Genomic DNA, 20,439 nt, shown 5'->3' with positions numbered 1-20,439 from the left:
GCGGTCATGCGGATGATGCCGTGGCCGCAGCGGAAGTCAGCTGTCGGAAACCGGGTTCCGGCGATGCGCGTGGGCGATGCGCAGCATGGCGAACCCGATCAGCAGGACGAGCATGCTGGCCGCCATGATGCCGGTCAGATCGACGCCGGTGTGCGGCAGCATGCGTTTCATGTAGGCGCTCCAGTCGTCCGGTTCGCTCGTGATCGGCGTGTCCGTGCACACCGTGCCGGGTTCGACCGGCTGCGCGGGCTGGTCGTCGAACGGGTCGTCGTCCTTCGGCACGCATTCGATGACCGGCGCGGCCTGCACGGTCGCGCGATCGGTGTGCAGGTCGGTGACGCCGGTCAATATGCCGGTCACGTCCACGGATTCGCCCGGCTGCAATACGAGCGTCGCCCAACCGTCCGGGTATTTCAGGTCGGTGACCGTGCCGTCGCCGGCGATCGTCTCGTCGGACAGTTCGAGACCGGTCAGGGGCACGTCGCCGGTGTTCGTGATGCGGAACACGATCACCGTGCCGTCGCCCGTGATCTCCAACGCGTCCTTCGTGTCGTCGCGGTCGCCCGCCTCTAGGCCGGACGCTTCGTCGAACTTCTCCACGCCCACGGACGGGGAGCGTTCGGACGTGCGCGTGGTCACCGTGTTCGACGGGCGTTCCACGCCGTTCAGCGTCTCCGTGAACGTATTGGAGAACTCGCCGGCCTTCACCCGTCGGAACTGCACGTACGCGCGCCATGCCTGCGCATGCGCGCCGTCGGCCGACACCAGGTCGAGATAGCGCTGCGTGGCTGCGACCGTGAACGAGCCGTCGCGCATGTCCAGAGAGAACAGGTCGCCGCCGAACCTTGCGGAATCGAAGCCGCTGCCCGCGATGCGCGAGCCCTTCGCCGCGATCACACTGCCGGCCGCGTCGTGCAGGTCCTCGGCCGCGTACACGGCCCACTGGCCGGCGTATTCATCGCCCGACTCGTCGTAATCGTCGTCGATGCGCCACTGCGTCACCTGCGGGTAGGCGCGGTTCGCGGGCAGCAGGGAGGAGTCCAGCCGGTAGAGGAACAGCTGATCCTTGTAGATGCTCATGCCGTCCGCGCTGTCCGCGCCGACGTCGACCGTCACGTCCTTGAACGGGTCGAGTTGTGCGAGCACGTTCGTGACCGTGTTCGACACCGCGCGGCGCTTGTTCGTGACCTGCACGGCCGTGTTCTCGACCGAGCCGCCGTCCGCCGCCGCGATGGCCGTCATCGGCAGTACCAGCTGGTACGTCTTGCCGAGCAGCGACTGGTCGATGCCCGCGTCACGTTCCGCGGACAGTTCACGCCGCGCGTATTCGGCCAGATCGGCGGGCTGCGGATCGCCCGGCAGCACCGTTCCGTCGGCAAGCGTGGTGTCCACGGTCTTGAAGAACGCGTAGACGACGCCATCGGCGACCTGCACGTTCACCAGGTCGGTCACGTCCGCGCCCTGCTCGCCAAGCATCTGGATGCCGGCCTCGTCCACGTCCAGCACGGTTTCGTCGTAGTCGTCGATCACGCCCAGCCGGCGCACCGGATACGCCGGGTCGGCCAAACCTGCCGCGTCGATTGTGATCCGGTAGTACAGGCGGTCGCCGACCAGTACGGTCCTGCCGTCGATGTCCACCGACGCGTCCGCCTGCGTGTCCTGCTTGACCGGCTGCGGGTCGACCGGCCGGTTCGTCACCTCGTTCGACTCCAATCCGGAATTGTTCAACGTCACCCAGCCGCGGTTCGAGATCACCGTGTCCGTGGCCGCATCCTCGGACACTGTCGCGTCGAACTCCAACCGATACCGATGACCCGTGTACGGATCCCAATGCTCGTCCAGCCAGTCGCGCCGGAACGAGACCGACAGTTTGTGCCCGGCGTCGTCCCACTCCACGTCGTACGCTTCGGCCGGCACCGTCACACCATCACGCGCATCGATGACCGTCAGGCTCTCCTTGACCGGCGTCGTGCGCACGTCGTACTCGTCCACGAACTCCAGCGTGCGCAGCGTGTAGTCGGATGCGGCCCCCACCTGCAATTCCAGCTCATAGGTGACCGTCTGGCCGGGCAGCACGCTGCGTCCGTCAATGCTCGACCCGTCGCCGCCCTCCGTTTCGCTCGCGGTCACATCCTTGTCGAACTCCGGGCGCACGATGCACAGGCGAGGCTCGTTCGTTTCCCAATACTCGTGATCGGCCCAGAACACGCCGCCGCGGTTGACCAGCTCGTGTTTGCCATCGCTGCACGTATTGTCGATCGACCCGCTGCGCGTGCGCATCGCGTCGATGTCCCGCTGCAGATCCTCGCGCACGTCGAACCTCACGTCGAACGGCACCAGCATCGAGAACTGCAACGACTTGCGACGTTCCCTCAGGTCCAGCGACGCCAGATACTCGGCCGTCGCCTTCGCCGTGACCGTCATGCCCTCCGAGACGATGTCGAAACGGTCGGTCACATCCTCGCCGGTCACGTTGATGCCATCCAGCGAGGGAGCATCGTATTCGTCCATTTCGGCCACGTACACGCGTACCTCGGACACGTCCCGCACATCGAGATACCGGTCCACCAGCGTCCAATCGTCCACCAGCTCCAACCGGGTGGGCTCATCCCACCACGGCACCGTGAAATTCACCGCCGCCGCGACCACGTCGCCGTCAAGGAACGACATGCCGTCCGCGCCGACGTGATTATCCCGCTCGGGATCGGAAACCATCTGCCAGACGCCGTCGTCGTCCATGCGCACCCATGCCTTGTTCGGCAGATACCAGCCCAGCGACGCCGTATCCGCCGTATTGCCACGCCCGCCGGCCGTACCGCCGACCACGCCGCCGCTTCCGGCGCCGGCTGTGCCGTCCGGCGACCCCAACGCCAGCATCGGCGACACCAGCAGGCACACCGCCGCGGCGATGGCCGCCGAGACACAGCATTTCCTTCCCAACACGCCCATATGGAACACTCCCTTTCACGAGGAGCCAGCCCCGGCCGAAGGCCGCCGCCGCGAGAAAAAGGGAGAGAGAAACCCGCGACGGCGAACGACGAACCGGAAAGCCCGTGCGGATCATTTGACCGGAGCCCACCATTGGCGCCCCACCGCACGCCAGCCAGTATCCGGCCCCGCATCCGTCGCCCGTGGTCCCGAGCGGATATTGGAGTGCCGTATGCCTTGAGAAAACACGAAAGCCCCCGTCGCGCGATTCCGTAGGGTTGCGCAACGGGGGCGGTCGTGGAGCGTTTATTTGAGCAGACGTCCCTTGCGATGGGTCATGACGGCGATGGCCGCGCCGCCGGCGGCGAGCAGGCCGCCGATGACGAGAAACAGGACAATGCCGCCGCTGCCGGTCAAGGGCAGATTCGTGATCGTGGTGACGTTGAGCACGAACAGCAGGCCGTTCTTCTCGATCTGCACGAGCGAATCAGCCAGTGAGGGCACGCGCTCGAACACGACCAGCGCCGCTTTACCGGGATCTGCGGTGATCGTGACCTTGAACCGCACGTCGAGGTCACGGTAGCCGTCCGGCACTCCGGTTTCGCGCACCCAGTACGTGCCGGCGGCCAGACCGTCGAACCTCACGAGGCCGTTGCGGTCGGACGTGGCGGTCACGTCCTCGTCGGGACGGTCGGCGCGACGGTACTTGGCGTCGTCCGCGAACGTGTCCGCCGTGTAGAGCGTGAACGTCGCGCCGGCAAGCGGCGTCTTGCCGTCTTCGCCGATCTTGTCGAATTGGAAGCCGTGCGTGTACACGGTGGTGTCCGGAGGCGTGAGCTCTCCGGTCTGGTTGGTTTTCGGATCGTTCGAGTACGTGAGCATGACCGTGTTTGTGTTGCCGTCGCCGTCGATCGTCGCATGCTCGGTGAGCGTGGCCGAATAGTCGACGCGCAGCAAACCGCCCGCCATGCCGTCACGGCCATTCGTGTAAACCCATGCGCTCAGATCGAGATCGATCGTGGTTGCCGTGCCGCCATCGGACTCGCTTGCCTGCAACGTGTAATCGTCACCGTCGAGTGGACGCCATGCCTGTCCGTCCTTGCTGGCCGTGACGGACAGGTCATCGTTGAACCGCTGGCCTTTCGACAGGGTGTCCGCCAGGCGGAACACGTACGGGTTGGCCGCATCATTCGTGTATTTCGTGGTATCGGGGATGAGGGTTTCAATACGATAGTCCACGATATCGCCCACATTGCGGTCGTCCGTCAGCGTCGCATCATCGCCGTTGATGATGTTCTTGCCGATCGTGACGCGCTGGTTCTTGATCTCGGCTGTGCCGTCGGCGTTGCCGATCGGTGGTTTCGCGGCGGTGATCGCCGTGCCGACCAGTATCGGCGCCGAACGCGTGGTACCGGTCAACGCGGTGTTCGCATCCTCCAGCAGGTACAGGCCGGGCTGCAATCCGGCGAATATGACCGAGGAAATCGTGCCGTCGTCGGCGGGCGTCGTCGTGCCGGACATGACCGGCGCATCCGTGACGGAAACGGTGGCCGCCATGCGATCGGCGAACAGCCGCCAAACCGGGGAATCCTTCGCATCGCCCTGCCGTGCCAGCCACACGATCGGATCCTCGCCGCCGGAACCCGTGTCCGCCGCGCCACCGTTGCCCCGTGTCGTCCCGCTGGCCGTTTCGCCGTCGGCATCGCCTGCGCCGGCCGGGTACTCGCTGTCGCCGACTTTCGGCAGCGAGGCGATCACATCGCCGCGCACTGTATCCTCGGTGCGCACCGTCACAGCGGACCCCTGGATCGCGAACCCGGCGAGTTTGACCACTTTGAAGTTCGCGCCATTCAGCGACGAGCCCGGACCGGCGTTCAGCGTGATCGAATCACCCAATACGGGCGTCGTCTCGCCGGTTTCATCGGCATGGGCGATGCCTCCGGCCGACACTGTGGCCAGCAGCAGCGCGGCCGCCATCGTCACGCGCAGCAGCCGGCCGAACCTGCGGGAAGAGAACATGATCGGAATCCTTCACTATCCGCATCCCCCGAGACCAAGGCACGAACCGCGCCGACGGGGAAGAGAAAGGAAGAGAACCCGACGGCGCGGCCATGTCATGAGAGGGAAGGTGCGGAACGTTTACCCGAACCACCCTTGGCCCGACCGCACACCCCTCATCCTGTCGCCGCCCGCCACGGCTTCGTGGTCCCACCACGATAATCGTCACCGTCCCCGATACCACCCATCAGCCGGTAGTTTCGTAGCATTTCTTTATGTTCGTATTTCTTTGTTTATGTGGATCTGGCATGACTTCCTTTCAGGAAAAATCCCTTGATGCCGGACCATGACGTGCGGTAGCATATCTTTACGAAAGGAGGCGTGTCATGGTAAAACTCGTTGATTTGTACACGGTGGATAAGGACAGTGCCGAATGCGACTATCTGCGTTTGTGCGATGCGCCCCTGCCGCAGGATGTGTTGGAATTTCTCGGCAAATCCTCTGAAGCGGAGCCGGGCGCTGTCCCGTCTCCTCGTGAACAGGTTTACGCTTGAGCCGTTGACGGAGCAGCAGAGTGCCGGTTCGTTTTCGTTTCGCCGACAAGTCCGATCAGTCGCGGTTCACTAGTTTCTCTTGCACTGATCCCGTACCGGCCAACCGTCAGATTGACGGACGATGGGTCAAAGGATCACAGCTTCATCCGGAACCGTGGGCGCTTTTGGTGCAACGTCTCATCCATAACAGTCCGATATATCACGACAAGGATTGCTGGATTCGCGTGGGCGTGGACGATGAGACCGGCAATCTGGCTTCATACTGTGCGGTAGCGCATAAGGGTAACGGGGTGTACGAAATCGCGGTGATCGCTGTATCCCGCAGGCTCCGAGGCCTGGGATTAGGTACGCAGGCCTTACGCGACGCGATGGCGGTTGCGACCCGCGATGCCGTCCAACGTGACTTAAACCCGGTGTTCATCGCCACTATTGATGAAAACAACCGTGCCAGCGCTCATTTGTTCGCCTCGTTCGGATACCAGCTCATCCGCACATATGAGAAGGATCGTCACGGCTTCGTGTTCAACCTATGGGCGAGACGCTGATCCATCACGATTGGCTGTATTGCTGGTACGACTGCAAGGAATGTCTCCGCTGCGGCGCACCAGCAATAACTTCACTCGTGCCGGTCGAGGTATTCGGCGAGGGCTTGGGCGACGAGGTCCTGCATGCGGATGCCCTTGATGCCGGCGGCCGCTTTGATGCGGTTGCGCAGCGAGGTGCGGATCTTGATGCTGGTGACCATGTAGGGGTCGTTGGCCGGTTCCTCGCGGTAGATGTCGTCGACCGACGTGATCTCGCGTTCGGCGGGCAGATAGCTCAGGTTCCCCTTCATCGTCCGACCGCCCGTCTCAGCTCGTGCAGGACGAGGCCGTATTCCCAGAGTTTGGTCGGCCGGTGTCCGAAACTGGTCTTGATCTCCTGCCGTTTGGGCACGATTGTGTCGAATCGCGGCGTATCCTGCGTTTCGAGCGCGTGCATGGCCTGCCGGAACGCGACCGTGTTCGTTTCGACGCGGTTGAGCAGTACGGCGGCGGGCGTGCGTCCGGCCGCGTTGACGGTCGCCCATGCCTGCTGCAGATCGACGGGCGATTCGGTGGTGGGCACGATCACGAAGTCGGCCATGTCGAGCGCGGTCTTGAGGCCCGCGTGCGTGGGCGGCGCGTCGATGACGAGCCATTCTCCCGGCGTGGTGCGGATTGCGGCGAGTTCGTCACCGGAAGCGGCCCGCACGTTGAACGGCAGCGTTTCGTTGCTGAGGTTGGCGATCCTGTCCCACAGGGTCGCGGAGTACTGCGGGTCGGCATCCAGAAGTGTGACCCTCTTCCCGTCGCGGACGAGCGCGTGGCACAGGTATTGCGCGATGGTGGTCTTGCCGACCCCGCCCTTTGCGTTGGCGATGGCGATTCTCATGGTGGTCTCCCTTTGTGTATGTTTTTGTGTTTTTCTTTATTTCTTTATTTCTTTGCGGATGTGTCCGGCTGCGCCTGTTCGTCGGACGTGTCCGGTGGATCGCGTTCGCCTGGTTTGAGCCGGGTGAGCCTGCGTGGCCGTCCGAGCGGTTCGCCGTTGCCGGTTTTGCGTGCGCGTTCGTTGCGTCGCCGGTTGCGTACGATGCTGTGGATTTCGGGGTGCGCGTCGAGCCAGTCGAGCAGCAGCCGGTACGGTTGGGTGATGTCCGCGGCCTTGCGGCCGGGCAGGACGTCGTGGACGATGACGACACGCATCGCGTACTGGCGTTCCTTGTAGGTCATGCCGCCGAGGATGCCGTGCGTGACCGGGCGCAGCAGACTGCGGGCCAGGCACGGCATGAGCATCGGGCATTGCGCACACAGGCGTTTGGCCGCGCCGCGCAGCATCTGGTCGGGACGTGAGTTGCCGGCGGCGTCGAGTTCCATCCAGATCATGTCGTACAGGTCGAGCTGCGCCTGCGCGCACAGGCCGCCGGGCGGCAGCATCGACGTGTGTATCCACTCGTCGCCGCCCGGGTCGCGTGCCGGTTTGCCGGCCGGCTTGCCGGTGGGACGGAACCCGTTCATCATGCGTTCCGTTCCATGCTCAGCATCCTGTCGAACTCGGCCGGCTGCTCTTCCTTCCGCCGCAGGTGTTCCTTCCAGCGTTTCGTCTGTTCGTCGGCCTCGATTCGCGCCCGCTTGACGGCTTCCGTGGTGCGCGCGTTGCCGTGCAGCGCCAGGTTGCGTTCGTCGTACGCGCATACCGGGCACTTGTCCCGGCGAATGGAGCCGTTGAGATGGTTCTGCGCGAACGCGATTCGACTGTTCGATCTGCCGTGCTGGAACGACGAGTAGCCGAACACCGGGCACCGTGTGGCGGTTTCGCACGAGACCAGCACCGCGGCATGCGGGTCTTTCTCCTCCTCGTCTTTCGCCGGCATGGTCCCGGCTTTGATGCGTTTGGCCCTGATCTGTCGCTGTTCGATCTCGCCGCGTCGCTCCTGCCGCAGGCGTTCCCAATGACGCGCGAACTCGGTCATGCTCAGCGTTTTCGCACGCCAGAACGGATTCTTGACGGTCCACAGCACCAGCTCCAGAATTTCCATCTGAGAGTGTTCCGTAAGCAGTTTCGCCGCAGCGCGTTGATCTCGTGCCCGCACTGGCTTGGCCATCACTTGTTCGCTGGCGAGCAGTTCGGCGAAACCGTGCAACAGCGCATCGCAATCGAATGCGGAAACGTTGTCGTCACCAAAATCGCGGTTCGATGCGTCGGATGATTGACTGGTGGTTGGTGTGACCTTCTCGGTCGAATCTCCCCGTGGGGAGATGTCCCCTTTAGGGGACAGAGGGGTAATAGGTTCATAGGATGGTTTGGATGACTGCACGGTCACCGGGCTGGTGACCCTCAATGCATCGGGCGTCTTGCTGCCGCCCGGTGCTTCTCCTGCACCCGGTGACTGTGATGCACCGGGTGTCTGTGATACGCCGGGTTCGTCATCTGAGCCGCCGGTATTGAACTCCTGCGCGGTATCATCGCCCGTTGCACCGTCTCGCGTCGGGTCTTCGCCCTTTCGGGACCCGCGTGGTTTGCGATCGGATGATGCGGGCAGCGTCTCGTCGCGATCCATGCAGATTTCCCACACGGTCGGCCGCTTATACTCGGGCAGGTACTGGATCACCTCAGTGGCTTCCGACTTGCGGATGAAGCCGTTCTCCTCCAGCCAGCGCAGCTTGCGCTGCACCGACCGTTCGCACATGCACGAGTTCCTGGCCATCTTTTTGATGCCGGGGAAGGAGTTGCGCCCGTGCTCGTCGGCGTTGTCGGCGAGGTTGATGAGCACGAGCTGGGCGTACGGGTCCTCGATCAGCCGCTTGAGCGTGAACACGCGGCTCAATGCCTGGATGCTCATCGGCGCTCACCTCCCGCCGGATGCGCGGCCACGGCACGCCGCAACCGGTCAGCGCGGCTGACCGATTCGTCGAGATACGGTGAAACCGTGATATAAGACTTTCCCTCAAAACCGTGGGTTTCCGGGCTTCCGCACACGATGACGGTCACGCGCGCGGGTATACAATCCTGCTTGTAAGACATAAGAATCCAATCTCTGTCTGCACCGCGAAAGCCTTCCTTTCTCTTCACAAAATTCGGGCTTTCTTGGTTACCTTGATTGGAATCCGGGAAACGGTTTTGACCGGCCGCCTCCACGGATCCCGAACGGACCTGGCCCTCTCCCGCAAGGAGAGGGCTTCTTCTATGTGAAGGCGACCACCTCCTTCGCCGTCGAAGGAACGGGATCGTCAGACAGGCCGAGCAGCCAGTCGCTGGAAACGCGGAAATGCGACGCGATGCGCCGAATGTCGGGCAACGTCCAGTTGATGTCGCCGTTAAGCTTGCCCGTCACCGACGACTTCGACAGCCGCATGATACGAGCCAGCGCCGCGTAGCTCACATAATTCGGCTCGCCCATCAGCATGCGCACGCGGCGCGTGGTCACGCCGTCACGACGCAACTCGCGTTCGCTTGCCGCACCCTGCCCGTCAGGCACGCTTATGCCACGGTTCGAGGCGGGAACCAGCAGAAAACGGGTATCATGGGATTGAGGAACGACACCACGCCCGAACAGGACGCGCGAGGCATCGGCGAAGCCGTCAACGGCAAACACCGGCGGCAACGCGCACGCGGCGGAGGCACTGGTCCGAGACATGGAAACACGCTTTCCATGACCGGGAACCGTTCAAATTTAATCCGTGAAGCGGGTCGGGGCAGTACGTTTAATCCCCGAAAAACCCACGACTTAAAAGGACGCTGCTCTAACCGTTGAGCTAAAGGGGCAACAGCACTAAGATACACACCTCCGCCAGACAATCCAAAATCGGCGTGGCGGGACGGGCTCGCCGAAGGGGCACTGGAAGGGACAACATAGAGACAACATGAAAGACGTAAAACGTCCAAAAACGTCACAATCTCCCAAGCGATTAGAGCTGTAAAAACCTAGTATTTTCAACGGTTTACAACACTTCTCGCAATCGGTCGTTATCTGCCATTTCTATATTGAAAAAGAATCGTGGGTTGTGGGTTCGAAGTTGTGGGTTCGAATCCCACGGTGGCACAACAAAACCCTTGGAATTTCAACGATTCCAAGGGTTTTTCTGTTCCAGTGAGAAGTATGGGTTAAGCAAAGACCGTAGATTGTGCTGGAATCCGATCGGTCGGATATGATGAAACCAACCAATACCCACCCGAGGTTGCAGATCGCCGCTCTGACATGTGGTGGGTCTTTTTGTCTGCGGTATCGGAAGGGAGTGTGGCGATGGCGTCTATTACCGTGCATCCGGCCACGCTCCGGTGGGCCGTTAGGCAGAGTGGTGCTGATCCCGCGGCTGTGGCGCGTAAGGATGGTCTTGCTGAGTTTCCGCAGTGGTTGAACGAGACGGGTCCGTTGAGTCTGTCTTTTGCCAAGTTGTCCGCGATCGGTTCCGCGTTGCAGGTGCCGTTTGGCGCGCTGGTGCGTTCCGTGGTTCCCGAATCCCACGAGGATGAGTTGATCCGGTATCGCACGATTGATAACCACGGGGTCGAAGCGAGCCGGAATCTTCAGGATACGATCGCGGTCATGCGCAACCGTCAGGATTGGGCGCGTGACGAGATGATCGCGCAGGGCTTCGGGGAGAATCTGCTGGTCGGCAGTGTGCCGTCCCATGCGACCGCGGGTGAACTTGCGGAGCGTATTCGCGAGGGATTGTCTTTGGACGTTGGCTGGTGCCGGCATAAGAGCAGTGCCGATCGGTTCCGTTTCCTGCGTGGCAGGGCTTCCGACGCTGGTCTGATGGTGATGGTCGACTCCCGGGTGGGAACGTCCAATGCGCGCCGTCTGGACGTGCGCGAGTTTCGCGCGTTCGTGCTGTTGGATGACGTGGCGCCGCTGATTTTCGTCAATCGCAATGATTCCTATGCGGCGATGCTGTTCTCCCTCCTGCATGAGATCGGTCACGTGCTGCTCGGTTCCAACGAGGTGTACAACGACTCCTCCGTGGATGGCGGCAATGGTGTCGAACGCAAGATCAACCAGGCCGTCGTTCTGACGGTCGTGGATGACGAGCAGGAATTCCGCGCGTATTGGAAGAAGATGGTTGCGGATGGTGCTCGCGTGCAGGACATTGCGGATGGTTGCGCGAAAAGGTACGGTCTGAGCGCTTTGGCATTGACGATTCACGCCCATAAGCTTGGCTTGGCCAGTGACGAGGACGTGCGTCTGGTCCGCGCCCTGAGCGAACGGCGTGTGACGGATACGGAGGCCGCCGGTTCCGGCGGCAATCAGAACCTGACGAACGCTTCCCATCTGGACACGAGGTTCGTGCGCATGATCCGGGACGGTGTCGACCGGGGAAGCCTGCCCTATTCCGATGGCCTGTCCCTGCTGGGCGTCAGGTCCATGCACGCCTATGACGGCCTGCTCAAGGCGAAAGGCTTGGATCAGTGAGCGATCTGTTTTTGCTGGACTCGAACATTTTCATCGAGTCCTACCGCACCCATCACCCGTTTTCCTACAAGGAGTTTCATCCATTCTTGGTTACCTTGATTGGAATCCGGGAAACGGTTTTGACCGGCCGCCTCCACGGATCCCGAACGGACCTGGCCCTCTCTCGCAAGGAGAGGGCTTCTTCTATGTGAAGGCGACCACCTCCTTCGCCGTCGAAGGAGCGGGATCGTCGGACAGGCCGAGCAACAAACCTGTTGCGGAATAGGATGATTGATTTAAATAAAGAAACCTTGAAAGATCAACGTTTTCTGGACACGGGGAGCTTTCGTTGGTCCACCGACTTAAATAAAACCGTCTGCAAGTTCCGATGAGGGATTGGCTCCATCTCTCCATGAATGATCCTGTTCGTATCCACTACGGCGCTCTGGAATAACGTTGTGAAATCGCGGTATCGCGTTCGTCACTTACTTCCCATCTAAGGTCTCGCCGGCATCGTTGTCACGCAAAGCGGACGCGAAATCAACGGATCCGAATCCGCCGGTGCTATCCAAGCCGATCGTCCCTTCCAAGTCTTCGGCCGTAACCAGCGGACGATGCCCTTCGCGGATGATCATCAGTTCCTCCGCATCCATCGACGGCAACTCGCTGTCATTGGCCCGGATAAAACCGCGCGTATCAACCTCCATGCCCATCTGAATCTGTTTCACGATCGAGTCCAACTCTGGTCCGAACCTGACGTCGATACGACTCTGAGTGACACGGTCGATAAGGCCAAGCGTACGATGCGTGGTTTGCAGGATGATCTTATCCACATTGCCGCGCACGTGGCCGAACGAACGACATGAGATCGCGTTTGTAGCAGAGAATGATCGTTTCGCGGTCGTATCTGCTGCTGAGGGATCTGCTGTGGGATCATTACCGTGTAACTCTGCTCCGTACATCATCCGTTCCCTTCCCTCCGGACCAGAACGCCGGTATAGGGACGACGTAAGCTGCGTCGCTTGCCTTTGCTGTATGTCAGTGTATGAGAACGATTGTCCATTGCGAAGCGGCGGGAATGTTCCCGAATCGGATAGTATCTGCGTTAATCGGATAGTTTGAACCATGATCTATCCGATGCTTATCGTTGAAAAATCAACGTTTGATGCCATTCCCGAGGCATCTAATCGGATATTTTCAAACTGTAATCGGATACTTGCGACCATGTTCAGGCGCATGTCCGCTGCCTCAGCACTGACGTCTGGGCAATGGCCGGACGGATGATCCGGAAACGGCTTGAAGCAAGAATGCCGGCGCGCAGGCCGGCATTCTGATATCACGGACGAGACTCACCCCGTCCAGGCATAATCATCCTATCGAAAAGCCGGTTATCCGTAAAACAAGCGGGATTTCGTCGGAGCCGGGTCTTTGTCAAGCGCCCCTATGTCAAACAGTCTATGCAAAAAGCCGGCGCCCTTGGGCTGACCGGCTTGCTTGTGGCCTTTAACGTCTACCGCGGTGACTATCCACCCCGCCTTTTGGCGGAGCGTTCCCCACGATGCTTAGCGTCCCCGTGGTGGGACTGGATACGTTCCGGGGCTTTGCAACTCCTGACGCCATTCGTATCGGGCGGCGGAATCCTGATATACGTGCGGAGGCCGACACGGCGGAACGCGAGTGCAAACGAACGCATCCGCTCCGCATTCCCTAGCGTATCAGCGGGCGTAGTGAGAGCGCGGCAGACTCGGAAAGATCGATGGACGGCATGCGTCCGCGCTACTTGCCGATATCGGCGCGGAATAACGCGAACGCATGCAAGCCTGCGGACAGGGTGCCGAAACGCGTGCGCGAAACAATTACTCGCCGTCGACCGTGGGAATCCAGTCGGCGTAGCCCTCCTCGGCCATGCGGGAGCGCGGGACGAAGCGCAGGGCGGCGGAGTTCATGCAGTAGCGCAGGCCGCCGCGGTCGGCGGGGCCGTCGGTGAACACGTGGCCGAGATGGATCTGCGTGTCGGCGGTGCGCACTTCGATGCGGTCGCGGCCGGGGATGCGGTGATCCTCGTGCTCGGTCAGCGAATCCGCGTCGATCGGCTTGCTGAACGCGGGCCAGCCGCAGCCCGAGTCGAACTTGTCGCGCGACGAAAACAGCGGCTTGCCGCTGACGATGTCCACGTAGATGCCCGGCTCGAACTCGTGATCGTACTCGTTGACGAACGGCCGTTCGGTCGCGGCGAGCTGCGTCACGGCGAACTGCTCGAGCGTCAGGTCCCAGATCTTTTCGACGTACTTCTGCCGGTTGCGCACGTTCGCGATCGCGGCGATCGGCACATGGCAGTAGCCGCCGGGATTGTTGATCAGATAGTCCTGATGACGGTCCGCCGGATAGAAGTTGCGCAGCGGCTCGACGAGCACGGCCGGACGCTGCGGCTGACGGTCGACGAGCTGTTCGAGCGCGGCGACGTACACGGCCTGCTGCGACTCGTCCGTATACCACATGCCGGTGCGGTACTGCCGGCCGCGATCCTCGCCCTGCTGGTCGACGGAGAACGGGTCGATGACTTCGAGAAACAGCAGCGACAACGTACGCAGCGTGACGCGATCTGGATCGAACGTGACCTGCACGGTCTCCGCCGCGTCCGTCTCGCCCGAGCACACCTGCTCGTACGTGGGCGACTCCGTTTTCGACTGCGCGTATCCGACCGTCGTGTCGGTCACTCCGTCCACGTTCTGGAAATACCGTTCCAATCCCCAGAAACATCCGCCCGCAAAGTACGCGGTTTCGGTCCGTGCATCGTCTTTCGGCGTATTCTCGGCGCTCGCCGTCGCATTGTTCTCGCTCATGGGCTTCACGTTACTCCACGTTCCGCCCGCCTGTGCTCGTGGCGGAAACGCTCGCTGACAGGCTCCTCACTGAGGCGTTTCTGCCACGTGCTGCCGGATTGCGTGGCAGAAATCATCCGTTTGGGGGATGCGGAGCGAGTTATTTCTGCCACGCGGGAGATGGGCGCGCGATGTGTGGTGGTGCTTGGTGCTTGGTGCTTGGTGCTGTGCGACGACGGCGCGCAATGTGATGTATCTGACAGTGATGATTTTCGGCTGCGCGACCGCGGCGCGGACGCTGCGACATAGTGCGACACGCCTACTGCCAGAACGGGCGCAAACCCTATATCTAGTGACGGAGTGTCCGACACGCCACAAGAACTAGTGTCGTGCATGGTTGTAGTCTAGTTCCTCGGCAGTTCACAGCATCGACCGAATGGAGGCATCACATGACCGTTACCGTCTTCACCAAACCGCGTTGCCCGCAGTGCGACGCCACCAAGCGCCAGCTCACCAAGCTGGGCGTTCCGTTCGAAACCGTCGATCTGTCCGAAAACCCGTCCACGCTCGAACAGCTGCAGGAGGCTGGTTTCAAGCAGGCTCCGGTCGTCATCACGCCGGACAATTCGTGGACTGGATACCGCCCCGACCTCATTCGCGAACTGGCGAAAGCCATCGCGGCCGAATCCGCCGCCGAACACGACACCATCTCGGCGACCGGCGCCAACGAACGCATTCTGGTCGCATGAGCGATCCGGCAACGCAGTCAAGCGCGTCCGTCATCGCGACCGCAGTCGCATCTGACATGGCGACCGTCGCAACCAGCGCATCCGACTCGGTGACCGCCGCGGCCGAACGGTCGTCGTCGGCAGTTTCGGTGACATCGGCCATCGTTGCGACAGCCGCTCATGCAACCGCAGCTGGACCGGCCGCATCGTCGCCGCGCCACGCCGGCGCCGTCGTCTACTTTTCATCCGCGTCGGAAAACACTGCACGATTCGTCGCAAACTGCCGACTCGACGAACTCGGCATCGCGTCCTATCGCATCCCGCTGCGCCCCGGCGACGAACCGCTCGCCGTGCACGAACCGTACGTGCTGATCGTGCCGACGTACGGCGGGGGAGTCGTGAGCAAGGCCGTGCCGCCGCAAGTCAAGCGATTCCTCAACGATCCCGACAATCGCACGTGGATCCGCGGCGTGATCGCGTCGGGCAACACGAACTTCGGCGACGCATACGCCGCTGCCGGGCGCATCGTATCCGCAAAATGCAAGGTGCCGCTGCTGTTCACGTTCGAACTCATGGGCACGCCGGAGGACGTGCGCAAGACGCGCGACGGGCTGGCCCGGTTCTTCGCGGCTGCTGCGCCGACTGATACGGTGCCGGACACTTCCCTTGCGTGACATGCGGCCAGTACCGGTGCGATGGTTGTCAGACCTAATGTGATGGGTTCTGACTACCCCCTCAGTCACTTCGTGACAGCTCCTCTGACAAGGGGAGCCGAGAAAAGGAATGCAACAGTTTAATCCGACAAAGTACTAGCGGGAATGTCACGCCAAATGACCCGGTTCCGTGACATTCGGGATAGTGCAGCCCTGCTACTGGTCTGAATGTCACGCAAGTGGGCTGATCTGCGTGACATTCGGCCCAGTAATATCCGGCAAACCTCGCCAATGCCACGCCAATAACTCCATTCAACCAAGAAAGATCTTCCATGACCACCACCTACGACCCGTCCACCGACTACCACGCGCTCAACGCGATGCTCAACCTGTACGACGAGCACCACCGCATCCAGTTCGACAAGGACAAGGAAGCCGAACGCGCGTACGTCGCCAGCGAAATCGAGCCGAACACGCGCCGCTTCGCCTCCACCGCAGAACGCCTCGCGTACCTGATCGGCAACCAGTACTACGAGAAGCGCGTGTTCGACCAGTACACGCCCGAATTCCTCGACTCGTTCTACGCGCGCGCGGCCGCCAGCGGCTACGAGTTCGAAACGTTCCTCGGCGCGTTCAAATTCTTCCGCTCCTACGCGCTCAAGTCGTTCGACGGCAAGCAGTACCTCGAAGACTTCCCGCAGCGCTGCGCCGCCGTTGCGCTCGCACTGGCCGCAGGCGACGAGCAGGCCGCCATCGCCTACCTCGACGAGATGATCGCCGGCCGCTTCCAGCCGGCCACGCCCACGTTCCTCAACCTCGGCAAAGCGCAGCGCGGCGAAGCGGTCAGCTGCTTCCTCGTGCGCATCGAGGACAACATGGAATCGATCTCGCGCGGCATCAACGCGGCCCTGCAGCTGTCCAAGCGCGGCGGCGGCGTGGCTCTGCTGCTGAGCAACCTGCGCGAGCTGGGCGCGCCGATCAAGCACATTGAAAACCAGTCGAGCGGCGTCGTGCCGGTCATGAAACTACTCGAGGACTCGTTCTCGTACGCGAACCAGCTCGGCGCGCGACAGGGCGCGGGCGCGGTCTACCTGAGCGCGCACCACCCCGACATCATGCGCTTCCTCGACACCAAGCGCGAGAACGCGGACGAGAAGATCCGCATCAAATCGCTCGCGCTCGGCGTGGTCGTGCCGGACATCACGTTCGAACTGGCCAAGCAGAAGGCGCAGATGGCGCTGTTCAGCCCGTACGACGTCGAGCGCGTGTACGGCAAGCCGTTCGCCGACGTGCCGATCAGCGAGAACTACGAGAAGATGGTCGCAGACGATCGCATTCGCAAAACGTACATCGACGCGCGCAAGTTCTTCACCACGCTCGCGGAACTCCAGTTCGAGTCCGGCTATCCGTACATCGTGTTCGAGGACACCGTCAACCGCGCCAACCCGATCGACGGCCGCGTGACCATGTCGAACCTGTGCTCCGAAATCCTGCAGGTGCAGGAGCCGAGCGCGTACAACGAGGACCTCACGTACGCGCACGTCGGCCGCGACATTTCCTGCAACCTCGGCTCGCTCAACATTGCCAAGGCGATGGATGGCGGCCTCGGCGGCACGGTCGAAACAGCGATCCGCGCGCTCACGTCGGTCGCCGAACAGACCAGCATCGCCGCAGTGCCGTCGATCCGCCGCGCCAACGAGGAAGGCCACGCGATCGGCCTCGGCCAGATGAACCTGCATGGTTTCCTCGCCCGCGAAGGCATCCAGTACGGCTCCGACGAGGCGCTCGACTTCACCGACATGTACTTCATGACCGTCGCCTACCACGCCTACCGCGCGTCGCACGACCTTGCGGTCGAGCGCGGCCGCGCGTTCGTCGGATTCGAGCGATCCGCGTACGCGAAGCCGGCCGGACAGGGCAACTATTTCGACAAGTACACCGACGGCCGCCGTTCGCTGTCCCCGCGTACGGACCGGGTCCGTGACCTGTTCGCGCAGTACGGCATCGCGATCCCGACCGTCGACGACTGGGCTGCGCTGCGCGACGCGATCCTGCGCGACGGCATCTACAACCAGAACCTGCAGGCCGTGCCGCCGACCGGATCGATCTCGTACATCAACCACAGCACGTCGTCGATCCACCCGATCGCCTCCAAAATCGAAATCCGCAAGGAAGGCAAGATCGGCCGCATGTACTACCCCGCGCCGTACATGACGAACGAGAACCTCGAATACTTCAAGGACGCGTACGAGATCGGCTGGAAGGCGATCGTCGACACGTATGCCGAGGCGACGCAGCACGTCGATCAGGGACTCTCGCTCACGCTGTTCTTCCCCGACACGGCCACCACGCGCGACGTGAACAAGGCGCAGATCTATGCGTGGCGCAAGGGCATCAAGACCCTCTACTACATCCGCATCCGCCAGCAGGCGCTGGAAGGCACCGAGGTGCAGGGCTGCGTGTCTTGCATGCTGTAGATGGCTGCGGCTCTGCCGCGTGGTGCGGCGGCATATGTCGCTCGACACACTCAAGGCCGTTCGGCCAAGCTTACGGTCGAGCAACACATGCCGCACCACGCTGTGCGTTCAGTTGAAAAGACGCATACGAAACGCAACAGCACGACGTAACTGAGCGACGGGAGCCGGCATGTGTTGCTCGACCGTATGACTTGGCCGAGCGGCCCGGAGCGTGTCGAGTAATACATGCCGGCTCCCGTCGCGGCAACGCACACACTCATATCGACACACTTATATCGTCACATTTATATATCGTCACGTCAATCGCATCGAACAAAGGAATCCAAACATGGCACCGATCTCCATTCCGCGCAAACCGTTGAAGCTCATCGACCGCGTCAGCGCGATCAACTGGAACAAACTCGAGGACGAGAAGGACCTCGAGGTCTGGGACCGTCTCACCGGCAACTTCTGGCTGCCCGAGAAGGTCCCCGTCTCCAACGACATCCCCAGCTGGCAGTCGATGAGCGAGGAGGAGCACATGCTCACCATGCGCGTGTTCACCGGCTTGACCCTGCTCGACACGATCCAGGGCACGGTCGGCGCGGTGTCGCTGATTCCGGACGCGCTCACCCCGCACGAGGAGGCCGTGTACACGAACATCGCGTTCATGGAATCCGTGCATGCGAAGTCGTATTCGAGCATCTTCTCGACGCTGTGCTCGAGCGAGCAGATCGACGCCGCATTCGCGTGGAGCGAGGAGAACGAGTTCCTGCAGCGCAAGGCGCAGATCGTGCTCGACTACTACGAGGGCGACAGCCCGCTCAAGCGCAAGGTCGCCTCGACGCTGCTCGAATCGTTCCTGTTCTACTCGGGCTTCTACCTGCCGATGTACTTCTCGAGCCACGCGAAGCTCACGAACACGGCCGATGTGATCCGCCTGATCATCCGCGACGAGGCCGTGCACGGCTACTACATTGGATACAAGTATCAGAAGGGCCTGGAGCTGGTCGGCGGCGAGAAGCGCGAGGAGCTGCGCGAGTACACGTACGATCTGCTCAACGAGCTGTACGACAACGAGGTGGAGTACACCGAGTCGCTGTACGACGGTGTGGGCCTGACGGAGGACGTGGAGAAGTTCCTGCGCTACAACGGCAACAAGGCGCTCATGAATCTCGGCTACCCGGCGCTGTTCCCGGCGGAGATCTGCGACGTGAACCCGGCGATCATCGCGTCGCTCTCGCCGAACGCGGACGAGAACCACGACTTCTTCTCCGGTTCCGGCTCGTCGTACGTGATGGGCAAGGCCGAGGAGACCGACGACGAGGATTGGGACTTCTGATCTTTCGGGGTGTCTTGGGGCGCTCGGGGCATCTTGGGCGTCCTGAGGCCTCGGACTGTCGACGACGGCCAAATTGTTGTGGTTTCTCTCATCTGTGAGGCGGTTTTCGTCTTTTGCATGGCTCTATCTGCGATCTGTGAGGCAGCTGGTCGGTCAGTCGTCGGGGATAATCCCCGTGATATTGCCCGTTTCCGCCAGTTGTTGAGGTGATCTTTCGAATAGCTGCCTCACAGATCGCGAGTAGACCCGTGCAAGTGGCAAAATCTGCCTCACAGATTGCAGAAAGCTGCGAAAAAACGGTGAGCCGGGTGGCAGAAACGGTCAGCGCACGATGAGCATGCTGTTGCGCTGATCATATTCGCAGTTGTCGTCGAGAGGAATGCCGGTCAGGTCGTCGGTCGTGTACTGTTCCGCGCATGCGAGCCGTGTGCCCGTATCGACGCAGTCGCGGCTGACAACGCGCAACCGGCCGTCGCTGACCTGCATGATCGTCCAGCAGACGTCGGCCTCGCCGCCGTCCAGTTCGAGCACCTTGAACACCCGGTTGAGATTGCCGGAAAACAGGATCGCTGACACGAGAAAGTCGGGGTCTTCGAGTTCGAGATCGCGGTTGTCGTGCGGCTTGCGGACGAGCCGCAGCGGAAAATCGTCGTCGGTGCGCACGCCGACCATGTCGTACGGCAACTGGACGATCACCGAATGCAGGGCCAGCCAGCCGATCGACCCCAATACCAGCAGCCCGACGGCGATGAGCACGTACTCCCACGGCGATATACCGTCCGGGAACAGCGGCCGGCCGATCGTGTCGCGCACGATCCACACGCAGATGACGCCGATCACGCCGAGCGCCGCCACCACGACCGCCGGGCCGAACGTCTGCCAGAGTCGCCGGCGGATGAGCTGTCGTACCGGTTGACGGCTTCCCTGCCATTCTTCGGGCGAACAGGCCGATTCCGATTGCGGTTCCAGCTCCGATCCCGGCTCCGGTGTGCGGTGTGCGACGGCGTTTCCCATGTGTTCCACTGTAGGAGGGTTTGCGCGAGC

General features: G+C 61.9%; 17 protein-coding genes. 7 read left to right on the top strand and 10 right to left on the bottom strand.

The features are described from left to right. Positions 1-36: 36 nt before the first annotated feature. Both BBIA_RS05510 and BBIA_RS05505 read right to left on the bottom strand, forming a co-directional pair. Entirely contained in the window at positions 37-2,949 is a 2,913-nt protein-coding gene (locus BBIA_RS05510; protein ID WP_081892080.1) for an LPXTG cell wall anchor domain-containing protein, read from the bottom strand. 285 nt (positions 2,950-3,234) lie between these two features. Further along, the gene (locus BBIA_RS05505; RefSeq protein ID WP_033494381.1) at positions 3,235-4,947 is read right to left on the bottom strand and encodes a SpaH/EbpB family LPXTG-anchored major pilin; all 1,713 of its coding nucleotides are present in this window, start codon (positions 4,945-4,947) and stop codon (positions 3,235-3,237) included. Positions 4,948-5,312: 365 nt separating this feature from the next. On the opposite strand from BBIA_RS05505, the gene BBIA_RS14190 reads away from it, so the two are divergent. Continuing rightward, complete coding sequence (locus BBIA_RS14190; protein ID WP_156103674.1) at positions 5,313-5,480, top strand: hypothetical protein; 168 nt, start codon at positions 5,313-5,315, stop codon at positions 5,478-5,480. A gap of 20 nt (positions 5,481-5,500) precedes the next feature. Further along, complete coding sequence (locus tag BBIA_RS13790; RefSeq protein WP_081892078.1) at positions 5,501-6,025, top strand: GNAT family N-acetyltransferase; 525 nt, start codon at positions 5,501-5,503, stop codon at positions 6,023-6,025. 71 nt (positions 6,026-6,096) lie between these two features. Here the strand turns inward: BBIA_RS13790 and BBIA_RS05495 are convergent, their stop codons facing one another. The 5 genes from BBIA_RS05495 to BBIA_RS13295 all read right to left on the bottom strand — a co-directional run bounded on the left by BBIA_RS05495 (position 6,097) and on the right by BBIA_RS13295 (position 9,639). Next, positions 6,097-6,315 carry a hypothetical protein gene (locus tag BBIA_RS05495; protein WP_033494383.1) on the bottom strand — a complete coding sequence of 73 codons (219 nt, stop codon included), beginning with the start codon at positions 6,313-6,315 and terminating at the stop codon, positions 6,097-6,099. Then, complete coding sequence (locus tag BBIA_RS05490; RefSeq protein ID WP_033494384.1) at positions 6,312-6,893, bottom strand: ParA family protein; 582 nt, start codon at positions 6,891-6,893, stop codon at positions 6,312-6,314. Before BBIA_RS05490 ends, BBIA_RS05495 begins: the two co-directional genes overlap by 4 nt. A 44-nt stretch (positions 6,894-6,937) precedes the next feature. Next, positions 6,938-7,522 carry a WhiB family transcriptional regulator gene (locus BBIA_RS13300; protein ID WP_051923823.1) on the bottom strand — a complete coding sequence of 195 codons (585 nt, stop codon included), beginning with the start codon at positions 7,520-7,522 and terminating at the stop codon, positions 6,938-6,940. Beyond that, positions 7,519-8,844 carry a helix-turn-helix domain-containing protein gene (locus BBIA_RS14590; protein ID WP_033494385.1) on the bottom strand — a complete coding sequence of 442 codons (1,326 nt, stop codon included), beginning with the start codon at positions 8,842-8,844 and terminating at the stop codon, positions 7,519-7,521. Before BBIA_RS14590 ends, BBIA_RS13300 begins: the two co-directional genes overlap by 4 nt. Before the next feature lie 342 nt (positions 8,845-9,186). Continuing rightward, positions 9,187-9,639 (bottom strand): helix-turn-helix domain-containing protein, encoded by a 453-nt coding sequence (locus BBIA_RS13295; RefSeq protein WP_051923822.1) that lies wholly within the window; start codon positions 9,637-9,639, stop codon positions 9,187-9,189. Between the two features lie 606 nt (positions 9,640-10,245). On the opposite strand from BBIA_RS13295, the gene BBIA_RS05470 reads away from it, so the two are divergent. Continuing rightward, positions 10,246-11,415 carry an ImmA/IrrE family metallo-endopeptidase gene (locus BBIA_RS05470; protein WP_033494386.1) on the top strand — a complete coding sequence of 390 codons (1,170 nt, stop codon included), beginning with the start codon at positions 10,246-10,248 and terminating at the stop codon, positions 11,413-11,415. Positions 11,416-11,879: 464 nt separating this feature from the next. Here BBIA_RS05470 and BBIA_RS05460 read toward each other — a convergent pair whose 3' ends face one another. Next, entirely contained in the window at positions 11,880-12,359 is a 480-nt protein-coding gene (locus tag BBIA_RS05460; protein ID WP_033494388.1) for a hypothetical protein, read from the bottom strand. 891 nt (positions 12,360-13,250) lie between these two features. Beyond that, entirely contained in the window at positions 13,251-14,237 is a 987-nt protein-coding gene (gene msrB, locus BBIA_RS05455) for a peptide-methionine (R)-S-oxide reductase MsrB (RefSeq protein WP_033494389.1), read from the bottom strand. Positions 14,238-14,665: 428 nt separating this feature from the next. Here msrB and BBIA_RS05450 point away from each other — a divergent pair, with 428 nt between their 5' ends. From BBIA_RS05450 to nrdF, 4 genes are all read left to right on the top strand, one after another. Continuing rightward, positions 14,666-14,965: a glutaredoxin family protein gene (locus tag BBIA_RS05450; RefSeq protein WP_033494390.1), complete on the top strand. Its 300-nt coding sequence runs from the start codon at positions 14,666-14,668 to the stop codon at positions 14,963-14,965. A gap of 140 nt (positions 14,966-15,105) precedes the next feature. Further along, positions 15,106-15,618 (top strand): class Ib ribonucleoside-diphosphate reductase assembly flavoprotein NrdI, encoded by a 513-nt coding sequence (gene nrdI, locus BBIA_RS05445; RefSeq protein ID WP_420796685.1) that lies wholly within the window; start codon positions 15,106-15,108, stop codon positions 15,616-15,618. Between the two features lie 311 nt (positions 15,619-15,929). Continuing rightward, on the top strand, positions 15,930-18,074 hold the full coding sequence (gene nrdE / locus BBIA_RS05440; RefSeq protein WP_051923821.1) for a class 1b ribonucleoside-diphosphate reductase subunit alpha: 2,145 nt from the start codon (positions 15,930-15,932) through the stop codon (positions 18,072-18,074). Positions 18,075-18,402: 328 nt separating this feature from the next. Further along, entirely contained in the window at positions 18,403-19,395 is a 993-nt protein-coding gene (gene nrdF, locus BBIA_RS05435) for a class 1b ribonucleoside-diphosphate reductase subunit beta (protein ID WP_033494391.1), read from the top strand. Between the two features lie 321 nt (positions 19,396-19,716). Here nrdF and BBIA_RS05430 read toward each other — a convergent pair whose 3' ends face one another. Continuing rightward, positions 19,717-20,409, bottom strand: a complete 693-nt coding sequence (locus tag BBIA_RS05430; RefSeq protein ID WP_033494392.1) for a hypothetical protein — start codon at positions 20,407-20,409, stop codon at positions 19,717-19,719. Positions 20,410-20,439 lie beyond the last annotated feature (30 nt).

This window comes from Bifidobacterium biavatii DSM 23969 (assembly GCF_000741165.1).
Lineage (GTDB): Bacteria > Actinomycetota > Actinomycetes > Actinomycetales > Bifidobacteriaceae > Bifidobacterium > Bifidobacterium biavatii.
This window is presented reverse-complemented; position numbering and strand designations above follow the sequence as displayed.